This window comes from Acidovorax sp. IB03 (assembly GCF_016406015.1).
Lineage (GTDB): Bacteria > Pseudomonadota > Gammaproteobacteria > Burkholderiales > Burkholderiaceae_C > Acidovorax > Acidovorax temperans.
Genome location: NZ_JAEFCH010000040.1, coordinates 14,531 through 34,266, shown reverse-complemented (window position 1 = coordinate 34,266; position 19,736 = coordinate 14,531). Strand labels below are relative to the sequence as shown.

The window sequence follows — 19,736 nt, the reverse complement described above, 5'->3', positions numbered from 1 at the left end:
CTATAAGGAAGCTGATTCGACCAACACCGGTCAAAATAGTTCTATCTATTTTTGATACACCACATTAGCGTGAGTTGCTATGTGTTTGAGTTCGAGGCGCGTTCGAGTGACTGGTGCCGATCATCAAAGTCGGCATCTGCTCGGCTCAGGTCCCGAGAGCTGAAGCTATTCGATTGCATCTCCTCTCCCGCCCATCGCCAATAAAAAAGCCCTGACTCTTGCGAATCAGGGCCTTTTATTTGGTGCCGGAGAGATGAATCGAACACCCGACCTTCTCATTACGAATCGGCACGCATAGGCCACACCATGATTCGATATTAGATGGCATAGGGCGCTTACAAGCAAGCAAAACCGCGACTTAATGGCTCTGTCAGCGGGCAAAACGTCGTGCGAACACACGGCACCTTGTGGTGCTAAACCGTGTTCGCGCCGTGGCCCGCTTCACTCGGAGCCAACGCATGAAAGCCAAGATAACGCAGGCCCTCGTCGAGAGGGCACCATACGCCGAGCGCGGCAAGCCCGTGCTCTACGCCGACCCCGAACTCAGGGGCTTCTACCTCATCGTGACCGCGACCAAGCGGGCCTACTACGTCCAGTCGCTGGTCAACGGAAAGCAGGTTCGCGCGAAGCTGGGCGACCATCCCGCGCTCGACGCCAAGCAAGCCCGCGATGCCGCCAGGCAGACCCTCGTCGGCATGCGCAGCGGCACAAACCCGAACGAGGAGCGCCGCAAGGCGCGGGCGCAGGGCATCACGCTCAGGCAGGCACTCGACCTGCACCTCACCGCCAAGCCGTTGGCTCAGCGCACCAAGGACGACTACCGCTACTGCTGCGATCAGTACCTATCCGACTGGCTCGACACACCGCTGGCCGAACTCGGCGCGGACCGTGCCGGCGTGCGCGAGCGCCACGTCCGCATCACCGCAAAGCATGGCGCGCCCACAGCAGATACCGTTTTCCGCATCCTGCGCGCCGTCTACAACCGCGGGTTGCGCGAGCACCCCGACCTTCCCGCGAATCCAACCGCCAACGTCGATTACCACGGTCTCAAGCGCCGCAAGGTGGATGCCAACGCCGAGAAGCTGAAGGCGTGGGGCAAGGCGGTGGTCGCGCTGGGCAGCCCCGTGCGCCGCGACCTCCATCTTTTCATGATCCTGACCGGCATGCGCCGCACCGCCGCCTGCGAGGCGAGGGCCGAGCAACTGAACCAGACGGGCGACGCCCTGCATGTGCCGAAACCCAAGGGTGGGGCCGCCCGCGCCTTCGACCTGCCTCTGTCCGGCCCACTGCAAGACCTCGTAGCCCACAGGTCCGAGCAGAACAAGCTGGCCTATCGGCGCTCGCCTTGGTTGTTCCCTGCCGACTCGAAGTCGGGCCATGTCGCCGAGGTGGCGCAGTACGAGCTGGGCGACTTGATCGGCCATGCCCTCCGCCATACCTACGCAACGCTGGCTCTTGAATCGGGCGTGCCCATCGCCGAGTTGAAATTCCTGCTGAACCACGCTGCGGGCAACGTCACGATGGGCTACCTGAACCCCAGCCTGCACCACCTGCGGACGTGGCAGGAGAAGGCGTCGGCCAATGTGCTGGACGCACTCGGTCTGACCTGGACGCCCGGAGAGTGGCCGCCGCAGCCCAAGGAATAGCCGCACGGTCTCACCAGACGGCCCGTGTCGCGCCCGGTGCGGTTCGGCCTGATACCGAGCCGCCTGGACCTGTTCGGCTCGCCACCGACTCACCTGGACGGCCGAAGAAGTAATGGTATTTCGCACCATCGCCTTGTGGCATATTCATTTTCGTCGGGTGACACCGACCGAGGCTTGCTCAGGCCATACATGAGCGACCCGCCCCGCTGACTGAGGGGAGCTAACGGGTCCATCTCTGCGACGCACAGCAGGCAGTCCCCGCACCGGCACATCGCCTTGCGGGGATCGCTGAACGGAGTCCAAGAGATGACGAACCCCACCCGCTTGACGGTAACGCTCGCCGAACTGCGCGAACTTCATGCGCTGCCCGACGAGGCGCTGCTCAACGTCCACGAGGCCGCCGCCTTCCTGCGCCTCAGCCCCAACGCCCTGAACTGGTATCGCAGCCAGCGCCGCGGCCCGACCTACCAGCGCGTCGGCCCAAAGGTCATCCGCTATCGCGTCGGCGACCTGCGCGCCTACATGGTCGAGGTCCAGCCGCTGTCCCGCTCTTACGAGTCGCGCAAGGCCCGTGTCGATCGCGCGAACGTGGAGGGCTGACCGATGAGCGAACAAAAGAAAACGCCCACGGGGGACGAGTCCGTGGGCGCCAATGGTCAACAACCTGGAGAGGTGAGCAAGCTCACCGGATCAAATGATGCCGGGATGCGCCAAGCGCCTACACCATCGTTCGATGACGTGCGGCCGTACCGTGGCGCCCGCCTGGAACTGATCCCGCTGCACTGCTGGAATGCGATCAGCCGCGATGGGCGCGAACTCGGCAAGGCCCCCGCCGACGGCCGCTGGACAACCCGGCAGTACGACCACGCCGAAACGCTCGAACGGGCGCAGCGCGAACGTCTGAATCTGGGTGTCCGCCTGCCCGCCGACGTGGTTGTGCTGGACGTTGACCCGCGCCACTTCCCCGACGGCACGAACAGCCTCGACAAGCTGGTGGCCGACACGGGCATCGACCTGTCAGCAGCGCCCCACGTTCTCACCGGCAACCTGAATACACCGGGGCACCACTACTACTTCAGGAAACCTGCGGGTGCGGTGCTGCTGGAAAGCATCGAGGGCTATGCGGGGCTGGAGTTCAAGTCGCTCGGCCGCCAGGTGGTCGCTGCCGGCTCCGTCCACCCAACAGGCGGTCGCTACGAATGGGCCACCGACTCGCCGCCGCTGGCCGACATGCCTGACTTGCCGTCGAACGTGCTGAAGATGGCTCGCAGGCCGGAGCGCGTTGCCGCGGCATCATCGGACGCTGGCGAACTCACGCCTGAGCTGCTGGCGAAAACACTGGAACAGCTCGACCCTTGCGACTTCGGCAAGAAGCAGCACGAGCGCTGGAAGGAACTGATGATGGCCTGCCACTACGCCACCGACGGCGAAGGGAGGCAGGAGTTCATCGACTGGTGCATGGGCGATCCCGAGTACGCCGACCAGGACTGGATCGTCGGCCGCCGCTGGGACTCGCTGCACGTCAACCGCGACCAGAAGATCACGACGGCCACGCTGCGCATGTACCTGCAAGAGGTCGGCGGCGACATCGCATCGCCGGACCCAGAGGACGACTTCGACGTGTGGGAGGACGACGGCACCGTCGAAGCCGAATCCAGCCGCTGGCGCTTCCTGAGCATCGACGAGGTGGAGAGGCTGCCGCCGCCGAAGTGGCTGGTGCAAGGCGTCTTGGTCGAAGCCAGCATCGCAGCGATCTACGGGCCACCCGAATCGTGCAAGTCATTCCTTGCAGTGGACATGGCGATGGCCATTGCGAGCGGCATGGACTGGCACGGGCGCACCGTCGAGCGGGGCGGCGTGTTGTACATCGCGGCGGAGGGGGCACCGGGTCTCGGCAAGCGCATGCGCGCCTGGAAGGTAAATCGCGGGGCACAGGGCCGTGCGTTCCAACTCCACCTCATGCGCGACGAGCTCAACCTCGCAGCCGAGAAGGATGGCGGTGTGCGCGCCTTCGTCCAGGCTGTGACCGATGAACTCGGGCCGCTGCGCCTGATCGTCATCGACACACTGAACCAGACCGCCGCGGGTGCCGACGAGAACTCGGCGAAGGACATGGGCCGCTACATCGCCAGCATGAAGAAGCTGCGCGACGCGACTGGCGCCGCCGTGGTCGTGGTCCACCACTCGGGCAAGGACGTGAGCAAAGGCATGCGCGGCAGCACGGCGCTGCTAGGCGCGATGGACACGACCGTCGAGGTGGAGCGCTCCACCGACGGTCACTCGATCAAGGTCGCCGTGCACAAGCAGAAGGACGCCGAGCGCGAAGGGCCTATGCGCTTCAACTTGGAGAAGGCAGCCGACTCCCTTGTTCTCAAGCCGACTGTGATGGTCGATGCGGGTGGTGACTTTGATGGCAGGACGGACCTGATCGTGGAGCTGGCGCGCCAGATGGCGAGCGAGCGCGGTGGCAGCGTGCCGTTGAAGGAGTTGGCCGAAGCCGTTTGCGAGCGCGATGGGGTGGCAGACAAGACGGCGCGCAGCAGGATTGAGGAAGCGATCCCCAAGCACTGCACCCGTGACAACGCCAAGCAGTCAGCAGACGGCGGGCTGGTGTGGCAGGAACCCGCAGACCCGCGCAACCCGAAGCTCGGAATCCTGGTCAGGACGGAGGGGTGAGCAGGCAATTTCGATTGTCACGGGGCACGACTTTCGAAGTTCGATTGTCACGCCCCCTGACAATCGGATTGTCGCCGATTGTCAGGTTCGATTGTCGAGCTGACAATCTCAGCGCGACAAGCACTTAGGCCACTTTCGGCCACCCGATTGTCAAAGCGAAAGTCACTGGAGGATTTGATTGTCAGGATGGTCGTCAGTCTATAGACGACGACCTTGACAATCGCCTTGACGATCGAAAACCGAACCCCTTCAAAGAGGGAATCACGGTGGTCGAACGCGCCAAACCCTGCGCGTCTTGTCCTTCACGCGCGAGCCGAATCATCGGCCCGATCCGCCCCCTGATCGTCAGGCAGTACGCCGCAGCTCTCCATGTCCTTGATCGGCATGGATGAACGATGGCATCCCACGCGCGCCTGTCACGACACCATCACAGTCGTAAGCCAATTTTGGAGACGGCAGCATGATTCCCAACATCTTCACGCCCGAGCGCCGAGAGGTATTCTTCCAGGTGCTGGAGGACACCTGCTCGCCGAAGCAGGCCGCAACGGCGGCCGGCATCACGAGGCAGACGGCCTTCTATCACAAGGCTAATGACCCAGACTTCCGAAGCCGCTGGGAGAAGGCCATTGAGGTGGCGCTCGACAGTCTGCTGGACGAGGCTTATCGCCGCGGCGCGCTGGGCTTCGATGAGCCGGTCATTCATCAAGGGCGCCTCGCGACCCAGGTCGATCCCGCGACCGGGGAAGAACGACCGCTGACGGTGAAGCGCCACAGCGACCGTCTTCTCGAAGTCCTTCTCAAGTTCCGCTATGGCGACCAGATGGCCGACAGGCTCAAGGTCAAGGTCGACTCGGTCGGCCTAGACGCCGATGCCCTGCTGCGCATGCCCAGCGAGGAGCGGGCGCAGCTCACGGCCCTGCTCGCCAAGTACGCGGCCAATAAACCTGAGGAGCAAGACGATGGCGAATGAACCCATGACCGTGGCCGAGGCTCTGCATCGTGCCGAACAGATCGACCGCAACCTGGACGCCTTTGAGCAGACCGCGCCGGAGACGGTCGCAGCACTTGGCGGGCGTGATGCCCTCTCGAAGCGCTGCGAGATGACGGTAATCGGCCCGATCCCTCGTATTGGCGCCGAGACGTGGGAACGGATGAGCCGCGAGTACGAGGAACGCCGGGAACATGGCTGCACCAATCGCGGCCAGTGAGCGCAGGGTCGGGCGCGAGACAGTCGAGCCCGGCCAATGGGCCTACGATGGGGGCGTGCGACGCGCACCCGTCATGGACCCGAACTTTGACCCGCCCCGCGTCGTCAGGCGCGTGGGCTGGCTCAGGTGCATGTGCTGCGGCGATCCACACTTCAGCCCCGACGTGACAAGGGTGCGCCTATGCCTGCCCTGCAAGCATGACGGCGAGGAGAACCGGGCCAGAGGCGCGAAGCTCATCTGAGCCATCTGACTGTCGATCAGGCGGCGGCGCGACGCCGAGCCTTGATTCCGTTGAGCTGCGATGGCTCGCGCGGAAAGAAGAACACGACAGGATAAGGGCATCGATCAATTGGGCAAGATGAGATGGAATCACTGATGGAAGTCGCAGCGCGCCACATGGCCGCCGGCGTAATGAACCTAGGCGAATTGGCGAGGCTGTGCGAGGCTGATACGGGCAAGCCAGCCAGCCTGGGCTCCCTTAACGTGTATCGCTCGAACTTTCGGCGGCATGGGGCGCAGTGGGTTGAGCGGCAGCGCGAGGCCAACCGTGATTCCAATCGGCGCATCCGAACGAAGGACCCTGACGAAGGCCGGGAAACCGCCCGTCGCTGGAGGACCGGGAATCCAGCGCGCCAGCTCTTGAACCAGTGCCGCGCCCATGCTCGGCAACGCGACCACCAATGCACCATCACGGTCGAAATGATCGAGGAAATGCTGGCTCCGATGCTGTGTTCGGCGACAGGTCTTCCGCTCTCTTGGGAGTGGGAGGATTCGGCGACGCGGCGTCCCTGGGCTCCTAGCGTTGATCGCTTGGACAATGCGCTTGGCTACGTGCCCGGCAACGTTCGGGTTGTCTGCGTCCTGTACAACCAGATGCGCTCCAATCACTGCGATGAGGACTTCATGAAGGTTGCCAAGGCGCTGGCCGCACGCGCTCCCTGATTTGCTGTCGGCGGGCCGTCGCCGCTAAGCCCTTGGTGTGCATGGCGGCGTGACTGCTCGACCCTGAGCAGGACACGGCATGGCAAACGTTGGTGTCTTCGGACAAGGCACCACGACACGATCAGAGTCATTCCGGTCGCCGATGGCGTGCGACCCGCATCAAGGCTTGGTGCATGCGCTCGTGAAGGCGACCGGAGGACCTCAACCTCATAGGAGCCACGAGCCATGCCTGCACTGTCGAATACCCCCATCCTCACCGCCGCCGAAATCGGCGCGCTCGCGTCCAGCCTCGACGCCCTCCACACGCGGACCCTGAAGGTCATCGCCCGTCTGAACCAGGACGTGGCCGAGCGCAAGCGTCAGATCGCCGAACGCTGGAAGGCGGCGCCCGGCCTGAGCGCAGGTGACCTCGCGCGGTTCGCCGAACAAGAGACGCTCGCCAGCGTGCGGCAGATCAAGGACAACGCAGAGGCCGAGCTCGACAAGCTCATCAAGGACGCGGGGGCTCCCCACGCGCAGCTCATCGACCAGCGCCAGTTCTACGACAGCCCCGCGAAGGTGCTGTCTCGCGCCGCGCTGGGCGATCCCAAGCGGACGGACTATCTTCAGCAACTCCAGCACGCGGGACCTGCCGAATTGGCAAGCATGGCGCAACTCGCCGTCTCCACGCAGAACGTGCCGCTTGCCGCCGCCGTGCTGAGTCTCCTTGACCGGATGCCGACCAAGGACCGCCCCCACGGCCCGGCCGAGTTCGCCCTCGCCATGCAGATGCCGGAGTACCTGCAGGTCCAGGAGTGGATCAAGCTGGGCGACCTGCGCCTGCAGGGCATCCTGGTCTCCATCCGCACCTTCCGCTCCGGCAAGAGCAACCCGCTCAACACGGTGGCCCTGGGCCTGCGCGAGAAGGCGATCGACCGCGGGGTGATCGGCGATGACTAAGCAGCCCACCTACGAGGCGCGCCACCCGGTCGCGGTCGCGCTCGCTGGGTTGGCCCGCGCCCTGCGTTCTGGTGCGGACATCCTCGACGGACTGGCTGAGCAGGCGAGCTGCGTCGGGGTCGAGCCCTGGTCGGCAGACTTCGATGACGCCGCGCGCCTCCTTGGCTACCACTACACCCGCGCGTGGGACGCCTACGTCTCCCGCGAGGACCTCGCCGAGGCCGAGCGCCACCCGCTCGCCCACATGCACTAGGTTTGGTGCCAGCGGCGGAGTCGGAGCAGAGGCCGAGGTTGCTCCGCCGTGTTTCGGAGGGGATGCACAAAAAGCATCCCCTTCTTTTTCATGGAGTTACGGCCGTTCACCAGCTAACTGCATGTCAGTGGGTCGCGCTTCTGCTACTTCAGGTGCGCCAGCGTGACGAGCTCTTGGACCACAACCCGCAGGTCGTTGATGAGCTTGTCGATGTCCTGACGCTGGCCAATGAAACGCCGGCTATGCGCGGACATGTCGCCCACGTCCTTGAGCCTTGGCAGGGCAGCCTTCGCGTTCCTGCTGAGGTTCCAGGTCTTCTCTCCGACGAGGACGCCGATGAGGTCCCGCAGGTAGAAGAAGTCGCCAGCAGAGTTCTGGATTTTTGATGCAATCCCGTGCTTCTCGAACACCTCGATGATGAGCGTCTCCACCAGTCTCCGGATCATGACGGCTGAAGCGTCGTACCAACCGTTCGAGTAGGACCCGTTTATCTGGTGAACCAGTCGCTCAAGGTAACCACGGGTATTGCGAACCAGCGAGAAGTAGATGACAGGCTCCTCGGCGCTCGGCGCTCCCTCCTCGGGTGGCGGGTTCTTAGCGCGCATGCTGTCCCTGAGCTGACGGACTCCGAGCAGCGCGCTCTCGATGTCCATTCAATCAGCCCTTGAGCGGTAGGTGCTTCGCCATGCTCTCGAAGATCTTGTCGATCTGCTCGGGGCTACTATCCGGCGAGATGTGGATCTGGATGTCCACGTGCAGCTTCGGGCTGAAGCCCCGTCGTCCACCGCCGTCGTCACCCGATCCCCCGTGCTCATTGACTGGCTTGGCGACCTCATGGGCAGTCGGAGCGGCTGCGGCCGGAACTGCTTTCGCTGCCTTCGCAGGGGCAGTCGCTTTCGACGGCTTACCTGCCGCATTTGTGGTCTTTGGTTTCGAGCCGTTCTGCTCCTTCGCCTTCGCAAGGTCGGCCTCAAGCAACATCAGGAAGGTGGCTGCGTACGCCCTCGCCGCCGCCTGGCCGACCTTCGCGTCCCTAGCGAACCAGCTCTCGACATTTTTCGCAGGAGCACTCGCGTCGTGGAACAGGTCCCTGAGTTCCTGCGGATAGGTGGCCTCGAGAATTTGCTTGCAAACCTCGGCGTACTTGGTGTCGTCGCGCCAGTCGTAGGCGAGGTCGCTGGGCTTGCCAGCGTCGTCGATCAAGCCGAACGCGCGTAGCGGTGGAATGATGTTTGCACTTGCCGAGGCCTCGCCCATGCTCAGCGCGCTGGCGACATAGCTGGGCGAGACGCGTTCCGGCGTCCGCTGCTTGAACTTATCACGAAGCAGAAACCAGTTCGCCCGCGGGATCTTCGGGTAGCCCTTCTTCTTCTCTTCTGCCATGCCTTCCTCCAAGGTGGATTTGTAGCCCAGAGAGTGGGCATGTATCCAATTATTGCCGACATCCGCCGGTCAGGCCAACAGCAAGGCAGTAGAGGAGAACTCGCCGACAGGGGGCTCCCGGAACCCCACGAACACGACCTAATGACCTCACACCCAACCACTGGAGCGTGAGATGAACCTGCAAGAGATGAGCACCAAGGACCTGCTGGCCCTGCACAACCAGATCGCCGACAAGGCCGCTGGGCCGAAGACCTTTGCGACCCGAGGCAAGCTGCTAGACCGAATCGAGTCGGTCGCGGCAGCTAAGAACATCGACGTCGCGTCGTTCGGGCAGCCACAGGGCGCCGAGGTGACCGAGCCGCATGCACAGCAGCAGGCCGATGCTGTCGAAGCGACAGAAGCCCCGACAGAGACCGAGAAGAAGCCCAGCGGCAAGGGCATCGGCCGACTCGCCCGCGAGCTGCTGATGGACCCCGCGGGCTACCCGCACGGCGTCATCGCCGAGATGGTCAACGCGCAGATCGAGGGCGCGCAGGCATCCGCCAAGTCGGTCAGGTGGTACGCCCACGACATGCGCAAGAAGGGCGCCACGGTGCCCGAGCGTCAGCGCGTGGCCGAGAGCGATCCAGTCTGACCGCGTGCCCCCGCCGTGCATAGAAAAGGGCCACCGTCGAGGTGGCCCTTTCGTTTCATGCTCTTGGGCGCGATGGCCCGCTGACATTGGATCAGGCGGCCAATTCCCTCAACTCATTAACCAGCTTCACGTCCGCATCGGTCAACGACCTTTCACGCTTGTCGCATGCGCTGTACTTGATCGCACGGTAGGAAAGCTCGGCCGACTTCAACCAGAAGGCCGGATTTGAATAGGGCGCCTCGCTGGGACACTGCCAGCTCTTGACGAAGGGGAGGATCGCTTCGGAAACCCACTCGTTCCCGTAGATCCTCTTCAACTCCAAGTAGCCCGCAATGGCCGTCAACCCGCAGGATTCGACCCCCGGCACAGGGGAGTCCTTCGGAGCGACGAATCCGCGGTTCAGCAATTCGTCCCCGATGTCTGCCTCGCAGGCTTCGTAGATCTTCCGCGGGCTGATATGTCCCCGCTCCATTGCCTTGCTGGCGGACATAAGCCGGATGCCGCCGAGATGGCCGATTTCGCGGCCGACTGCGAGGGTCAGCTCGATCAGGCGATCGATCTGTGCGAGGTCAATTTTCTTGCTGCCCATATGAATCTCTCCAGTAAGTTGATGAGACACCTGGGCGAGGTGGCCAGCCCCGACAGGCGCTCGGTTTACTTGCGCGCTGGAGAGAAGTTTGAGTGAGGCGTCCAGCAAAAAATATCATCAAATGCGGAGCGCCGTTGACGGGTTGCAACAGGCTTGAATCGTTGATTGACGCTGGCCGCTGCAAGTGGCTCGTCCTCGGGTGACGCCGACGGGCCGCCTATTGGCAGGCGCCTTTCCAAGCGTCGGTGATGTTGTCGCGTCCCTCGATGATTGCGGTCCTGCCGTTGGACACGAAGCGCTTGAAGCCGGTGTACCCGCCGAGGCTGTTCTTGGAATTGATCTGGCCGCAGGCGACCACTTGGAATTCCTCGGTGTAGTTCGCGTAGACGTCTTTGAACTTCGCCGAGTCCGGGTCCTTCAACGAGGCCCGGACAGCCCGCTGGGCAGCGACTATCGTTTCTGCACCGAACCATTTTTCCTGCTGGGCTTTCTTCTCGACAGCGGTAAGAGGCGTCTGAGGCTGCGATGCCTTCACCGCTTGCGACGATGCCGGCACTGCTGCCAAGGCGGGCTCAGATCGAGGAACCATCTTCGAGCCGACCCAGGCCAGAACCACGACCACCAGTAAAAGAATTGCTGTTCGCTTCATGCATCCTCCCATCAATAAATAGTCGATTTTGGACTAATCCAACACGGACTTTAGCGTGCACTGATCTTCGAGTCACTGCACGATGTCCCAATCGACCCACAACACCGACTACCAGCTCTTGCTGTCCGTCCTCAAGGCGGCTCGTAAGCGCGTTGGTGTGTCTCAGGTCGAGTTGGCCGAGCGCCTTGAAAACACCCAGACCTTCGTGTCCAAGTGCGAGCGCGGAGAGCGGCGGATCGATGCCGTCGAGTTGGTGGAGTTCGCCGAAGCGCTTGGCGTGCCTCCGCTGGAACTCATGGGCGAATACCTGGAGCAGCGGAACCGGGGGCTGTTCCCGAGGGACAAGAAGACGAAGAGCCGTCGCTGACGCGCGGATCGCTCTCGTAAGAGAGCGACACGACTGACGCCGTGCTGTGTCTGTTTCGTGTTTGAGCACACGCCATAAACAAAAAAGCCATCCCGAGGGATGGCTTAAGTGCTTGATATTGCTATCAAATTTGGTGCCGGAGAGATGAATCGAACACCCGACCTTCTCATTACGAATGAGCTGCTCTACCGACTGAGCTACTCCGGCTTTAGACTCAAATTATAGCGTCGAATGGTAGCTGGTGACCCGCTCCACTTCGTTCTTGGAGCCGAGGATGACGCTCACGCGTTCGTGCAGTTGCTGGGGCTGGATGTCCAGAATGCGTTGCTTGCCGTTGGTGGCTGCGCCGCCGGCTTGTTCGACCAGCCAGCTCATGGGGTTGGCTTCGTACATGAGGCGCAGCTTGCCTGGCTTGTTGGGCTCACGCTTGTCCCAGGGGTACATGAAAACGCCGCCGCGGGTCAGGATGCGGTGCACGTCGGCCACCATGGAGGCGATCCAGCGCATGTTGAAATCCTTGCCGCGCGGGCCTTCCTTGCCTTGCAGGCATTCGTCGATGTAACGCTTCACGGGCTCGTCCCAGTGGCGCATGTTGCTCATGTTGATCGCGAATTCCTTGGTGTCTTCAGGGATGCGCACGTTTTCTTGCGTGAGCACGAAGGAGCCTTGTTCGCGGTCCAGGGTGAACATGGCCACGCCATCGCCCACCGTGAGCACCAGGGTGGTTTGCGGGCCATAGACGCAATAGCCGGCTGCGACCTGTTGGGCGCCGGCTTGCAGGAAGTCCTGCTCGGTCACGCCAGGCGAGCCTTCGGGCTTCTTGAGCACGCTGAAGATGGTGCCGATGCTCACGTTCACATCGATGTTGCTGGAGCCGTCGAGGGGATCGAACAGCAGCAGGTATTCGCCTTGTGGGTAACGGTTGGGCACCAGGTAGATGCTGTCCATCTCTTCTGAAGCCATGGCTGCCAGGTGACCGCCCCACTCGTTGGCTTCGATCAGCACTTCGTTGGCAATGATGTCCAGTTTCTTCTGAACTTCGCCTTGCACGTTCTCGCTGTCGGCGCTGCCCAGCACGCCGCCGAGCGCGCCTTTGTTCACGGCCTGGCTGATGCGTTTGCAGGCGCGGGCAACGACCTCCAGCAGCAGGCGCAGGTCGCCGGGGATGTGGCCGTCAACGCGTTGCTGCTCGACGAGGTAACGGGTGAGGCTGATGGGTTTTGCCATGGGGGTTCTCCTTGATTATTCAGACAGCGCGCGGTTGACGACCTCGCGCACGTCGTTGCTCAGTCCCTCGCGGGCGGCCACGCGGGCGATGGCTTCGCGGGCTGCGGTGCGCCAGGGGTCAGCCAGCTTCTTCCAGCGGTCCAGTGCGCGGGCCAGGCGGGCAGCCACTTGCGGATTGATGGCGTCGAGCTCAATCACGCGCTCGCTCCAGAACACATAGCCACCTGCGTCCTGGCGGTGGAAGGCGCCGGGGTTGGCGTTGCAGTAGCTGAAGATGACGCTCCGCGCACGGTTGGGGTTCTTGAGGCTGAAGTCCGGGTGCTGCATCAGCTGGCGCACGATGGGCAGGATGTTACCGCCCCGGTCCGGGGCGCCCGCCTGCAGGGCAAACCACTTGTCGATGACCAAGGGTTCGTCCTTGAACAGAGCGTGGAAGCGGGCCAGGGCAGGGGCGGCCAGCTCATGGCCGCTGGCGACCAGGGCTGTGAGGGCGTTGAAGCGGTCGGTCATGTTGCCGGCGTCCTTGAAACGCTGGTAGGCCTTGCCGGGCCAGACGGCATCGCCCGTGGTCTTGGCGGCGATGCACAGCATGTGCAAGGCCATGCCGCTGAGTGCGCGGCGGCCGGCAGACACGCTGTCGGGTCGGTAGCCACCGGTGTTCTGGTGTTGTTCCCAGGCCCATTCCCAATCGGCCTGCAAGGCCAGCGCCAGTTCGGTGCGCATGGCTTCGCGCACGGCGTGGATACGCTGCGGGTCCACCACGTCCAGTTGCTCGGCGATGTAGGTCTCTGAAGGCAGGGTGAGCACCAGTTCCTTGAAGGCTGCGTCCAGGGCGGGATGGCGCAGCACGGCGCGCATGGCCTCCACAAAAGCAGTGCCCAGAAGTTTAGGCTCAAAAGTGCCTGTAGCGCCCGCCAGATCAGCGCTGCCAGCTATGTGATTGATAGCAATGCGCAGTGCCAGGCGCTGGCCTGCTTCCCAGCGGTTGAAGGCATCGGTGTCGTGCGCCAGCAGGGTCAGCAGTTCGGCATCGGTGTAGTCGATGTCCAGCACCACGGGCGCGCTGAAGTTGCGCAGCAGCGATGGCACCGGGGCTGCATCCAGGTTGGTGAAGGTGAAGGTTTGCGACGCTTCGGTCAGCACCAGCACTTGAGACGTTGCACCACTGGCGCCTTCGCCCTCCAGTTGCAGGGCCAAGGGGGCGCCCGATGCGCTGAGCAGCCCCAGCTCTACCGGAATCACAAACGGCTCTTTGCTCGGCTGGCCGGGCGTTGCGGGGCAGCTTTGCGACAGCGTGAGCGCGTAGCTGCGCGTGGCGGCGTCATACACGCCCGTAGCGCGCACGCGGGGTGTGCCGGCCTGGCTGTACCAGCGCTTGAACTGGGGCAAATGCTGCGCCAAGGGGCTTGCCGGGTTGGCATCGGCAATGGCTTGTACGAAGTCGTCACAGGTCACGGCCTGGCCGTCGTGGCGCTCGAAGTACAGCTTCATGCCCTTGGCAAAACCGTCGCGGCCCACCAGGTTGTGCTGCATGCGCACGACCTCGGAGCCTTTTTCGTAGATCGTGACGGTGTAGAAGTTGTTGATCTCGACGTAGCTGTCAGGCCGCACCGGGTGGGCCATGGGGCCTGCGTCTTCGGGGAACTGTGCGGTGCGCAGCACGCGCACGTCTTCGATGCGTTTGACGGCGCGGGCCGACGGGCTGCCCGCCAGGTCCATGCTGAATTCCTGGTCACGGAAGACCGTGAGGCCTTCCTTCAGACTCAGCTGGAACCAGTCGCGGCAGGTCACGCGGTTGCCAGTCCAGTTGTGGAAGTACTCGTGACCGACCACGCTCTCGATGTTGGCAAAGTCGGTGTCGGTGGCGGTGGCTTCGCTGGCCAGAACGTACTTCGTGTTGAAGATGTTCAGGCCCTTGTTTTCCATGGCGCCCATGTTGAAGTCGCTGGTGGCGACGATCATGAAGCGCTCCAGGTCCAGCGGCAGGCCAAAGCGGGCTTCGTCCCAGGCAATGCTGGCCATCAGCGAATTCATGGCGTGCTCGGTCTTGCCCAGGTCGCCGGGGCGCACATACACCTGCAGCAGGTGATCTGTGCCCGCGCGGGTGCGGATCTTTTGCTCCCGTGCCACCAGCTTGCCCGCCACCAGGGCAAACAGGTAGCAGGGCTTCTTGTGCGGATCCACCCACTTGGCAAAGTGGCGGCCGTCTTCCAGGTCGCCGCTGTCCACCAGGTTGCCGTTGCTCAGCAGCACGGGGTATTGCGTCTTGTCGGCCCGCAGCGTCACGCTGTAGCTGGCCATCACATCGGGGCGGTCCAGGAAGTAGGTGATGCGGCGGAAACCTTCGGCCTCGCACTGGGTGAAGAACGAATCGTTGCTCACGTACAGGCCCATGAGCTTGGTGTTCTTGGCGGGCGCGCAGGTGGTGAAGATTTCGAGCGCGAAGGCGTCGGTGCCTTCGGGCAGGTTTTCCAGCACCAGTTGACCACCGTCCATCTTGAAGGAGGTGCCCTGGCCGTTGACCAGCACGCGGGCCAGGTTCAGGTCTTCGCCGTGCAGGCGCAGCGGCTGCGCGGGCACGTCGGCGTTGCGGCGCAGCGTCATGCGGTTGAGCACGCGGGTCTTGGCGGGGTCCAGGTCGAACGTGAGCTCAACGCTGTCGATCCAGTAGGCGGGGGCGGTGTAGTCTTCGCGGCGGATGGCTACAGGCGCGGCCTGTCCATCTTCTTTAGACAGTTGCAACATGGATGCTCTCCAGAAAGTCGGTGTTCATGAGTTCGGTGTAATCGCGCACGGCAGCCAGCACATGGGGGCCTGCCAATTGCGCGGGGCTGTGCGTGCTGCACACCGCCACGGCGCGCATGCCTGCGCGGCGGGCGGCTTCAATGCCAAAAGGGGCGTCTTCAAAAACTATGCAGTGCTGCGGCGGCACGTCGATCCGGCGGGCAGCTTCCAGGAAGATGGCGGGCTCGGGCTTGCCCGGCAGACCTTCATCGCCACGCACAATGGCCAGGGGCTGCACATCCATCTGCAGGTGCGACAGGGCAAAGTGCACGTTGTGAATGTCGCCTGCCGTGCCCACTGCCACCTTCAAGCCGCGGTCTGCCACCTGCCGCGCAAATTGGCGAAACCCTGCCACTTCGGCAAAACGGGGGCCGAACAGCTCGCGGTAGATGTCTTCCTTCTCGCGGGTCAGGGCGTCGGCTTCGTCCTGCGGCACCTCGCGGCCCAGCAACTCGCGGATGCACTCGGTACCGTTGCGCCCGGTGGTGCGTGCCATCAGGTCGGGCACGTCCACGTCCATGCGGCGGCGGCGCGCAAATTCGACCCATGCCTGGGCGTGCCAGGGCATGGAGTCGATCATCGTGCCATCCATGTCGAAGATGATGGCCTGGGTGGGGATGCGGCTCATGCCGGGCACCCACCCAGGGGCAGGGCGGCGGGGCCCAGCGGCTGCGGCAGGGGGCGCATCACACGCCCTGCTTGAGCGAGGCCTCGATGAACACATCGAGGTCGCCGTCCAGCACCTTTTGCGTGGCCGAAACTTCCACGTTGGTGCGCAAGTCCTTGATACGGCTGTTGTCCAGCACGTACGAGCGGATCTGGTGGCCCCAGCCCACATCGGTCTTGGTGTCTTCCAGCTTCTGCTGCTCTTCCTGGCGCTTGCGCATTTCGTAGTCGTACAGGCGGCTGCGCAGGCGCTGCCAGGCCACGTCGCGGTTGCTGTGCTGGCTGCGGCCGTCCTGGCACTGCACGACGATGCCGGTGGGGATGTGCGTCAGGCGCACGGCCGAGTCGGTCTTGTTGATGTGCTGGCCGCCCGCGCCGGAGGCACGGTAGGTGTCGGTGCGCACGTCGGCCGGGTTGATGTTGATCTCGATCGAGTCATCAATCTCGGGGTAGACGAACAGCGAGGCAAACGAGGTGTGGCGGCCGCCCGAGCTGTCGAACGGGCTCTTGCGCACCAGGCGGTGCACGCCGGTTTCGGTGCGCAGCAGGCCGTAGGCGTATTCGCCTTCGATCTTGATCGTGGCGCTCTTGATGCCCGCCACGTCGCCCGCGGTTTCTTCTTCCACCGTGGCCTTGAAGCCCTTGCGCTCGGCGTACTTGAGGTACTGGCGCAGCAGCATGCTGGCCCAGTCGCACGCTTCGGTGCCACCGGCGCCGGCCTGGATGTCCACAAAGCAGTTCAGTGGATCGGCCTCGTTGCTGAACATGCGGCGGAATTCCAGCTCTTCGATCAGCGGGCGCAGCTTGTCGGTTTCGGCTTCGATGGTGAGCAGGCCGGCTTCATCGCCTTCTTCCTTGCTCATCTCGTACAGCTCGGCGTTGTCGGCCAGCTCGCGGGTCAGCTTGTCCAGGGTGACGACCACACTGGAGAGCGACTTTTGTTCTTTGCCCAGTTCCTGGGCCTTCTTGGGGTCGTTCCAGACCGAGGGGTCTTCGAGCGATGCGTTGACGGTTCTCAGACGTTCGAATTTGGCATCGAAGTCAAAGATACCTCCGTAACTCTTGCGTGCGGGTGGCCAGGTCCGCCAGGGTGGTGCCGATGAGGTTGATGCGTTCTGCGTCCATGGTGCGTATCCTGTGTGTTCTGTGAAATAACCGGCGATTTTCTCACGGGACGCCCCAAGGGCTGATCTCCTCGAAGAACACGGGGATAGCCAAGGCCGTGGGCTTGCGGGGCGGTGCTGCAACCCGCCCGCCGGACTGGCTCAGACGGCCCGCCCACGGCGTACCTGATTTCCCTGGGGATTCAAGAATTTGCTATTTATTTAATAGCTGCTTGCGCTTTTACCAATTGGCTTGGAGGCATTTTTCCCTCAATATCGCAGGCACGCCTCAGTCCAGAAACTCTTCTATCAGCCGTGCCACGGCCTCGGGCTGGTCGTGGTGCAGCATGTGGCCCGCGTCCTGCACCACGGCCACGCGGCAGTTGGGCACATGGGTAAGGCGCTCGTGGTATTCGTCCAGGCTGTAGCGCTCTTTCCACCACTGGCCCAGGCTGTCGTCGCTGGCCTCCACCGCCAGCACCGGGGCGGTGATGCGGGCATACAGGGCCAGCGTCTCGTCCACGCGAAACAGTTGGGCGCTGGTCACCTTGTGGGCCGGGTCGCCCAGGATTTCCCACCGGCCCTGGGCATTGGGCCGCGCCCAGTGCTGTGCCAGCCACTCGGCCTTGTCCTGCGTGAGGCGGGGGTTGGTCTTCATCAGGCGGCGGGCCACCCCGCTGGCGTCGTCGTAAGTGTTCAGGGTTTTTTCGCCCTGGTGCAGTTGCTTGATCTCATCGATCCACTGGGCGTACCGCGTGGGCGCCTGCGCCGGCCGTGTGGCGGGCATGCCAAAGCCCTCCAGGTTGACCAGGCGGCGAATGCGCTCGGGCCGCACACCCGCGTACATCATGGCCACGTTGCCACCCATGCTGTGGCCCACCAGGTCCACGGCCTGGCCGGGGGCGTAATGGTCGAGCAGCATGTCCAGGTCTGCCAGGTAGTCGGCAAACACATAGTGGTCGGCCTGCGGCGTGCTGGTCTGCCCAAAGCCGCGCCAGTCGGGCGCCAGAATGCGCCGCTGCTGGCGCAGCGCATCCACCGTGAACTGGTACGAGGCGCCCACGTCCATCCAGCCATGCAGCAGCACCAGCGGGGGCAGGGGGCTTTGCTCGGGGCCCCAGTGGTTCACGTGGTAGGTGAGGCGGCGCAGGGGCAGGGTGCTGCTGCGCAGAGGGTGGATGGGCTGGTACATGGGGCGGAAAACTCGGTGCAGGGCTGCGTGGCGCGGGTGATATGGGGTTGCGCCAATGTTACGGCGCACCGCCGCAAGGCCGGGCGGGGCGGCTGTCACCTAGGAGTCTGGCGGCGTGCCGCCCGGCCTGGCTTCTCGCCCCATGCCCCGCCCCCCGCATTTCGGCAGGTTGCTGCGCCCAGTCAGGTTCTTGGAGGGCTGTAGCATCCGCGTCTCGCTCACGTTTCACATTCTCCCGATAGGACCTGAAGATGGCACCCCTTTTCCGCTCTCTCTGCGTTGCAACGCTGCGCCGCACGGCGCACCTGACGGCCTGGGCCACGCTGGCTGCATTCGCCAGCGCCCCCGCCCACGCCCAAGGCTCGCCGATCAAGGTGGGGGTGGCGCTGGATGTGTCGGGCCCGTTTGCCGGCCCCGGCGCCGAGGCACGCGATGGGTTTGCGCTGGCCATCAAGCAACTGGGCAGCAAGCTGGGCGGCCAGCCCGCAGAGTTTGTGCAGACCGACATGGCGGGCAGCCCCGACCAGGCCAAGCAACTGATAGACCGCTTTGTGCAGCGCGAAAAGATCGACCTGTTCACCGGCCCCATTGCCAGCAATGTGGCACTGGCCGTAGCGCCCACGCTGTTTGCCGCCAAGGTGCCCTACCTGTCGAACAACGCAGGCCCCAGCCAGCTGGCAGGGGCGCAGTGCAACCCCTACTTTTTCGGCACGGCTTACCAGAACGACCAGTTTCACGAAGCCGCCGGCCAGTTTGCTGCAGACCAGAAATTTGGCCGCATGGTGCTGATCGCCCCCAACTACCCCGCGGGCAAGGATTCGCTCACCGGCTTCAAGCGCAAGTTCAAGGGCCAGGTGGCCGACGAGATCTACACCAAGGTGGGGCAGATCGACTACGCGACCGAGCTGGCCCAGCTGCGCGCTGCCAAGCCCGATGCCGTGTATTTCTTCCTGCCCGGCGCCATGGGCATCAACTTCATCAAGCAGTTCGTAGGGGCGGGTCTGTCCAAGGACATCACCCTGGTCACCAGCGGTTTCTCGTCGGATGAAGACGTGATTGGTGCCGTGGGCGAGCCCATGCTGGGCCTGTTCAACACCACCCACTGGGCGCACGACCTGGACAACGCTGCCAACAAGGCCTTCGTGGCCGCCTTCCGCAAGGAATACGGTGGCCGCTACCCCTCGCTGTACGCCGCCCAGGCCTATGACGTGATCATGGCCATGGACGCTGCCGTGAAAGCCACAGGCGGCAAGGTCAGCGACAAGGAAGCGCTGACCAAGGCCATTGCCAAGGCGCAGTTCCCGTCGGTGCGCGGCAATTTCCGCTACGCCAACAACCACTTTCCCGTGCAGAACTTTTACCTGCGCAGCATCGGCAAAAACGCCGAAGGCCGCGTGACCAACAAGACCATCCGTACCGTGCTGGAGAACTACGGCGACGCGTACGCCGCGCAGTGCAAGCTGAAGTGAGCTTGGCCC

General features: G+C 63.6%; 20 protein-coding genes and 1 tRNA gene. 11 read left to right on the top strand and 10 right to left on the bottom strand.

The window, feature by feature from the left end:
* Window positions 1-458: 458 nt before the first annotated feature.
* The 8 genes from IHV84_RS17230 to IHV84_RS17195 all read left to right on the top strand — a co-directional run bounded on the left by IHV84_RS17230 (window position 459) and on the right by IHV84_RS17195 (window position 7,664).
* Window positions 459-1,646 carry an integrase arm-type DNA-binding domain-containing protein gene (locus IHV84_RS17230; RefSeq protein WP_094098152.1) on the top strand — a complete coding sequence of 396 codons (1,188 nt, stop codon included), beginning with the start codon at window positions 459-461 and terminating at the stop codon, window positions 1,644-1,646.
* 306 nt (window positions 1,647-1,952) lie between these two features.
* Window positions 1,953-2,246, top strand: a complete 294-nt coding sequence (locus tag IHV84_RS17225) for an AlpA family transcriptional regulator (protein WP_094098151.1) — start codon at window positions 1,953-1,955, stop codon at window positions 2,244-2,246.
* Window positions 2,247-2,249: 3 nt separating this feature from the next.
* Window positions 2,250-4,322: an AAA family ATPase gene (locus tag IHV84_RS17220; protein WP_198847776.1), complete on the top strand. Its 2,073-nt coding sequence runs from the start codon at window positions 2,250-2,252 to the stop codon at window positions 4,320-4,322.
* A 460-nt stretch (window positions 4,323-4,782) separates the two neighbouring features.
* Window positions 4,783-5,292 (top strand): hypothetical protein, encoded by a 510-nt coding sequence (locus IHV84_RS17215; RefSeq protein WP_198847775.1) that lies wholly within the window; start codon window positions 4,783-4,785, stop codon window positions 5,290-5,292.
* Window positions 5,282-5,530 (top strand): hypothetical protein, encoded by a 249-nt coding sequence (locus tag IHV84_RS17210; RefSeq protein ID WP_198847774.1) that lies wholly within the window; start codon window positions 5,282-5,284, stop codon window positions 5,528-5,530. The genes IHV84_RS17215 and IHV84_RS17210 overlap by 11 nt, the downstream gene beginning before the upstream one ends.
* 363 nt (window positions 5,531-5,893) lie before the next feature.
* Window positions 5,894-6,472, top strand: coding sequence for a hypothetical protein (locus IHV84_RS17205; RefSeq protein WP_198847773.1), 579 nt, complete (start codon window positions 5,894-5,896; stop codon window positions 6,470-6,472).
* Window positions 6,473-6,697: 225 nt separating this feature from the next.
* Window positions 6,698-7,411, top strand: a complete 714-nt coding sequence (locus tag IHV84_RS17200) for a hypothetical protein (RefSeq protein ID WP_198847772.1) — start codon at window positions 6,698-6,700, stop codon at window positions 7,409-7,411.
* Complete coding sequence (locus IHV84_RS17195; protein WP_198847771.1) at window positions 7,404-7,664, top strand: hypothetical protein; 261 nt, start codon at window positions 7,404-7,406, stop codon at window positions 7,662-7,664. The genes IHV84_RS17200 and IHV84_RS17195 overlap by 8 nt, the downstream gene beginning before the upstream one ends.
* 143 nt (window positions 7,665-7,807) lie before the next feature.
* On the opposite strand, the gene IHV84_RS17190 is transcribed toward IHV84_RS17195, so the two are convergent.
* Entirely contained in the window at window positions 7,808-8,317 is a 510-nt protein-coding gene (locus IHV84_RS17190; RefSeq protein WP_198847770.1) for a hypothetical protein, read from the bottom strand.
* A gap of 4 nt (window positions 8,318-8,321) precedes the next feature.
* Entirely contained in the window at window positions 8,322-9,047 is a 726-nt protein-coding gene (locus IHV84_RS17185; protein WP_198847769.1) for a DUF5343 domain-containing protein, read from the bottom strand.
* Between the two features lie 172 nt (window positions 9,048-9,219).
* On the opposite strand from IHV84_RS17185, the gene IHV84_RS17180 reads away from it, so the two are divergent.
* A complete protein-coding gene (locus IHV84_RS17180) occupies window positions 9,220-9,681 on the top strand; it encodes a hypothetical protein (protein WP_198847768.1) in 462 nt (153 codons plus the stop codon).
* A gap of 91 nt (window positions 9,682-9,772) precedes the next feature.
* On the opposite strand, the gene IHV84_RS17175 is transcribed toward IHV84_RS17180, so the two are convergent.
* Together IHV84_RS17175 and IHV84_RS17170 are read right to left on the bottom strand one after the other, a co-directional pair.
* Complete coding sequence (locus tag IHV84_RS17175) at window positions 9,773-10,270, bottom strand: hypothetical protein (protein ID WP_198847767.1); 498 nt, start codon at window positions 10,268-10,270, stop codon at window positions 9,773-9,775.
* A 217-nt stretch (window positions 10,271-10,487) separates the two neighbouring features.
* A complete protein-coding gene (locus IHV84_RS17170; RefSeq protein ID WP_198847766.1) occupies window positions 10,488-10,919 on the bottom strand; it encodes a hypothetical protein in 432 nt (143 codons plus the stop codon).
* A gap of 82 nt (window positions 10,920-11,001) precedes the next feature.
* On the opposite strand from IHV84_RS17170, the gene IHV84_RS17165 reads away from it, so the two are divergent.
* The gene (locus tag IHV84_RS17165; RefSeq protein WP_198847765.1) at window positions 11,002-11,286 is read left to right on the top strand and encodes a helix-turn-helix domain-containing protein; all 285 of its coding nucleotides are present in this window, start codon (window positions 11,002-11,004) and stop codon (window positions 11,284-11,286) included.
* A 131-nt stretch (window positions 11,287-11,417) separates the two neighbouring features.
* On the opposite strand, the gene IHV84_RS17160 is transcribed toward IHV84_RS17165, so the two are convergent.
* From IHV84_RS17160 to IHV84_RS17135, 6 genes are all read right to left on the bottom strand, one after another.
* Window positions 11,418-11,493 (bottom strand) — tRNA-Thr (locus IHV84_RS17160).
* 12 nt (window positions 11,494-11,505) lie between these two features.
* On the bottom strand, window positions 11,506-12,513 hold the full coding sequence (locus IHV84_RS17155; RefSeq protein ID WP_066694949.1) for a class 1 fructose-bisphosphatase: 1,008 nt from the start codon (window positions 12,511-12,513) through the stop codon (window positions 11,506-11,508).
* Between the two features lie 15 nt (window positions 12,514-12,528).
* The gene (pepN, locus tag IHV84_RS17150) at window positions 12,529-15,258 is read right to left on the bottom strand and encodes an aminopeptidase N (protein WP_198847764.1); all 2,730 of its coding nucleotides are present in this window, start codon (window positions 15,256-15,258) and stop codon (window positions 12,529-12,531) included.
* The gene (locus IHV84_RS17145; protein WP_198847763.1) at window positions 15,242-15,925 is read right to left on the bottom strand and encodes an HAD family phosphatase; all 684 of its coding nucleotides are present in this window, start codon (window positions 15,923-15,925) and stop codon (window positions 15,242-15,244) included. Before IHV84_RS17145 ends, pepN begins: the two co-directional genes overlap by 17 nt.
* A 58-nt stretch (window positions 15,926-15,983) precedes the next feature.
* A protein-coding gene (prfB, locus tag IHV84_RS17140; RefSeq protein WP_198847762.1) for a peptide chain release factor 2 occupies window positions 15,984-17,088 on the bottom strand; the annotation gives its coding sequence in 2 pieces (ribosomal slippage) (window positions 15,984-17,006 and window positions 17,008-17,088; 1,104 coding nt in all).
* Window positions 17,089-17,355: 267 nt separating this feature from the next.
* The gene (locus tag IHV84_RS17135) at window positions 17,356-18,258 is read right to left on the bottom strand and encodes an alpha/beta fold hydrolase (protein ID WP_198847761.1); all 903 of its coding nucleotides are present in this window, start codon (window positions 18,256-18,258) and stop codon (window positions 17,356-17,358) included.
* 251 nt (window positions 18,259-18,509) lie between these two features.
* Here IHV84_RS17135 and IHV84_RS17130 point away from each other — a divergent pair, with 251 nt between their 5' ends.
* On the top strand, window positions 18,510-19,727 hold the full coding sequence (locus IHV84_RS17130) for an ABC transporter substrate-binding protein (RefSeq protein ID WP_198847760.1): 1,218 nt from the start codon (window positions 18,510-18,512) through the stop codon (window positions 19,725-19,727).
* The last annotated feature ends 9 nt before the right edge of the window (window positions 19,728-19,736 follow it).

What these genes read in the sequence shown, in the direction of transcription:
- IHV84_RS17145 (WP_198847763.1), bottom strand. Translation starts at nt 15,925, where the DNA reads ATGAGCCGCATCCCCACCCAGGCCATCATCTTCGACATGGATGGCACG.
- IHV84_RS17170 (WP_198847766.1), bottom strand. Translation starts at nt 10,919, where the DNA reads ATGAAGCGAACAGCAATTCTTTTACTGGTGGTCGTGGTTCTGGCCTGG.
- IHV84_RS17220 (WP_198847776.1), top strand. Translation starts at nt 2,250, where the DNA reads ATGAGCGAACAAAAGAAAACGCCCACGGGGGACGAGTCCGTGGGCGCC.
- IHV84_RS17175 (WP_198847767.1), bottom strand. Translation starts at nt 10,270, where the DNA reads ATGGGCAGCAAGAAAATTGACCTCGCACAGATCGATCGCCTGATCGAG.
- IHV84_RS17130 (WP_198847760.1), top strand. Translation starts at nt 18,510, where the DNA reads ATGGCACCCCTTTTCCGCTCTCTCTGCGTTGCAACGCTGCGCCGCACG.
- IHV84_RS17185 (WP_198847769.1), bottom strand. Translation starts at nt 9,047, where the DNA reads ATGGCAGAAGAGAAGAAGAAGGGCTACCCGAAGATCCCGCGGGCGAAC.
- IHV84_RS17155 (WP_066694949.1), bottom strand. Translation starts at nt 12,513, where the DNA reads ATGGCAAAACCCATCAGCCTCACCCGTTACCTCGTCGAGCAGCAACGC.
- IHV84_RS17190 (WP_198847770.1), bottom strand. Translation starts at nt 8,317, where the DNA reads ATGGACATCGAGAGCGCGCTGCTCGGAGTCCGTCAGCTCAGGGACAGC.
- IHV84_RS17210 (WP_198847774.1), top strand. Translation starts at nt 5,282, where the DNA reads ATGGCGAATGAACCCATGACCGTGGCCGAGGCTCTGCATCGTGCCGAA.
- IHV84_RS17215 (WP_198847775.1), top strand. Translation starts at nt 4,783, where the DNA reads ATGATTCCCAACATCTTCACGCCCGAGCGCCGAGAGGTATTCTTCCAG.
- IHV84_RS17165 (WP_198847765.1), top strand. Translation starts at nt 11,002, where the DNA reads ATGTCCCAATCGACCCACAACACCGACTACCAGCTCTTGCTGTCCGTC.
- IHV84_RS17135 (WP_198847761.1), bottom strand. Translation starts at nt 18,258, where the DNA reads ATGTACCAGCCCATCCACCCTCTGCGCAGCAGCACCCTGCCCCTGCGC.
- IHV84_RS17180 (WP_198847768.1), top strand. Translation starts at nt 9,220, where the DNA reads ATGAACCTGCAAGAGATGAGCACCAAGGACCTGCTGGCCCTGCACAAC.
- IHV84_RS17205 (WP_198847773.1), top strand. Translation starts at nt 5,894, where the DNA reads ATGGAATCACTGATGGAAGTCGCAGCGCGCCACATGGCCGCCGGCGTA.
- IHV84_RS17195 (WP_198847771.1), top strand. Translation starts at nt 7,404, where the DNA reads ATGACTAAGCAGCCCACCTACGAGGCGCGCCACCCGGTCGCGGTCGCG.
- pepN (WP_198847764.1), bottom strand. Translation starts at nt 15,258, where the DNA reads ATGTTGCAACTGTCTAAAGAAGATGGACAGGCCGCGCCTGTAGCCATC.
- IHV84_RS17200 (WP_198847772.1), top strand. Translation starts at nt 6,698, where the DNA reads ATGCCTGCACTGTCGAATACCCCCATCCTCACCGCCGCCGAAATCGGC.
- IHV84_RS17225 (WP_094098151.1), top strand. Translation starts at nt 1,953, where the DNA reads ATGACGAACCCCACCCGCTTGACGGTAACGCTCGCCGAACTGCGCGAA.
- IHV84_RS17230 (WP_094098152.1), top strand. Translation starts at nt 459, where the DNA reads ATGAAAGCCAAGATAACGCAGGCCCTCGTCGAGAGGGCACCATACGCC.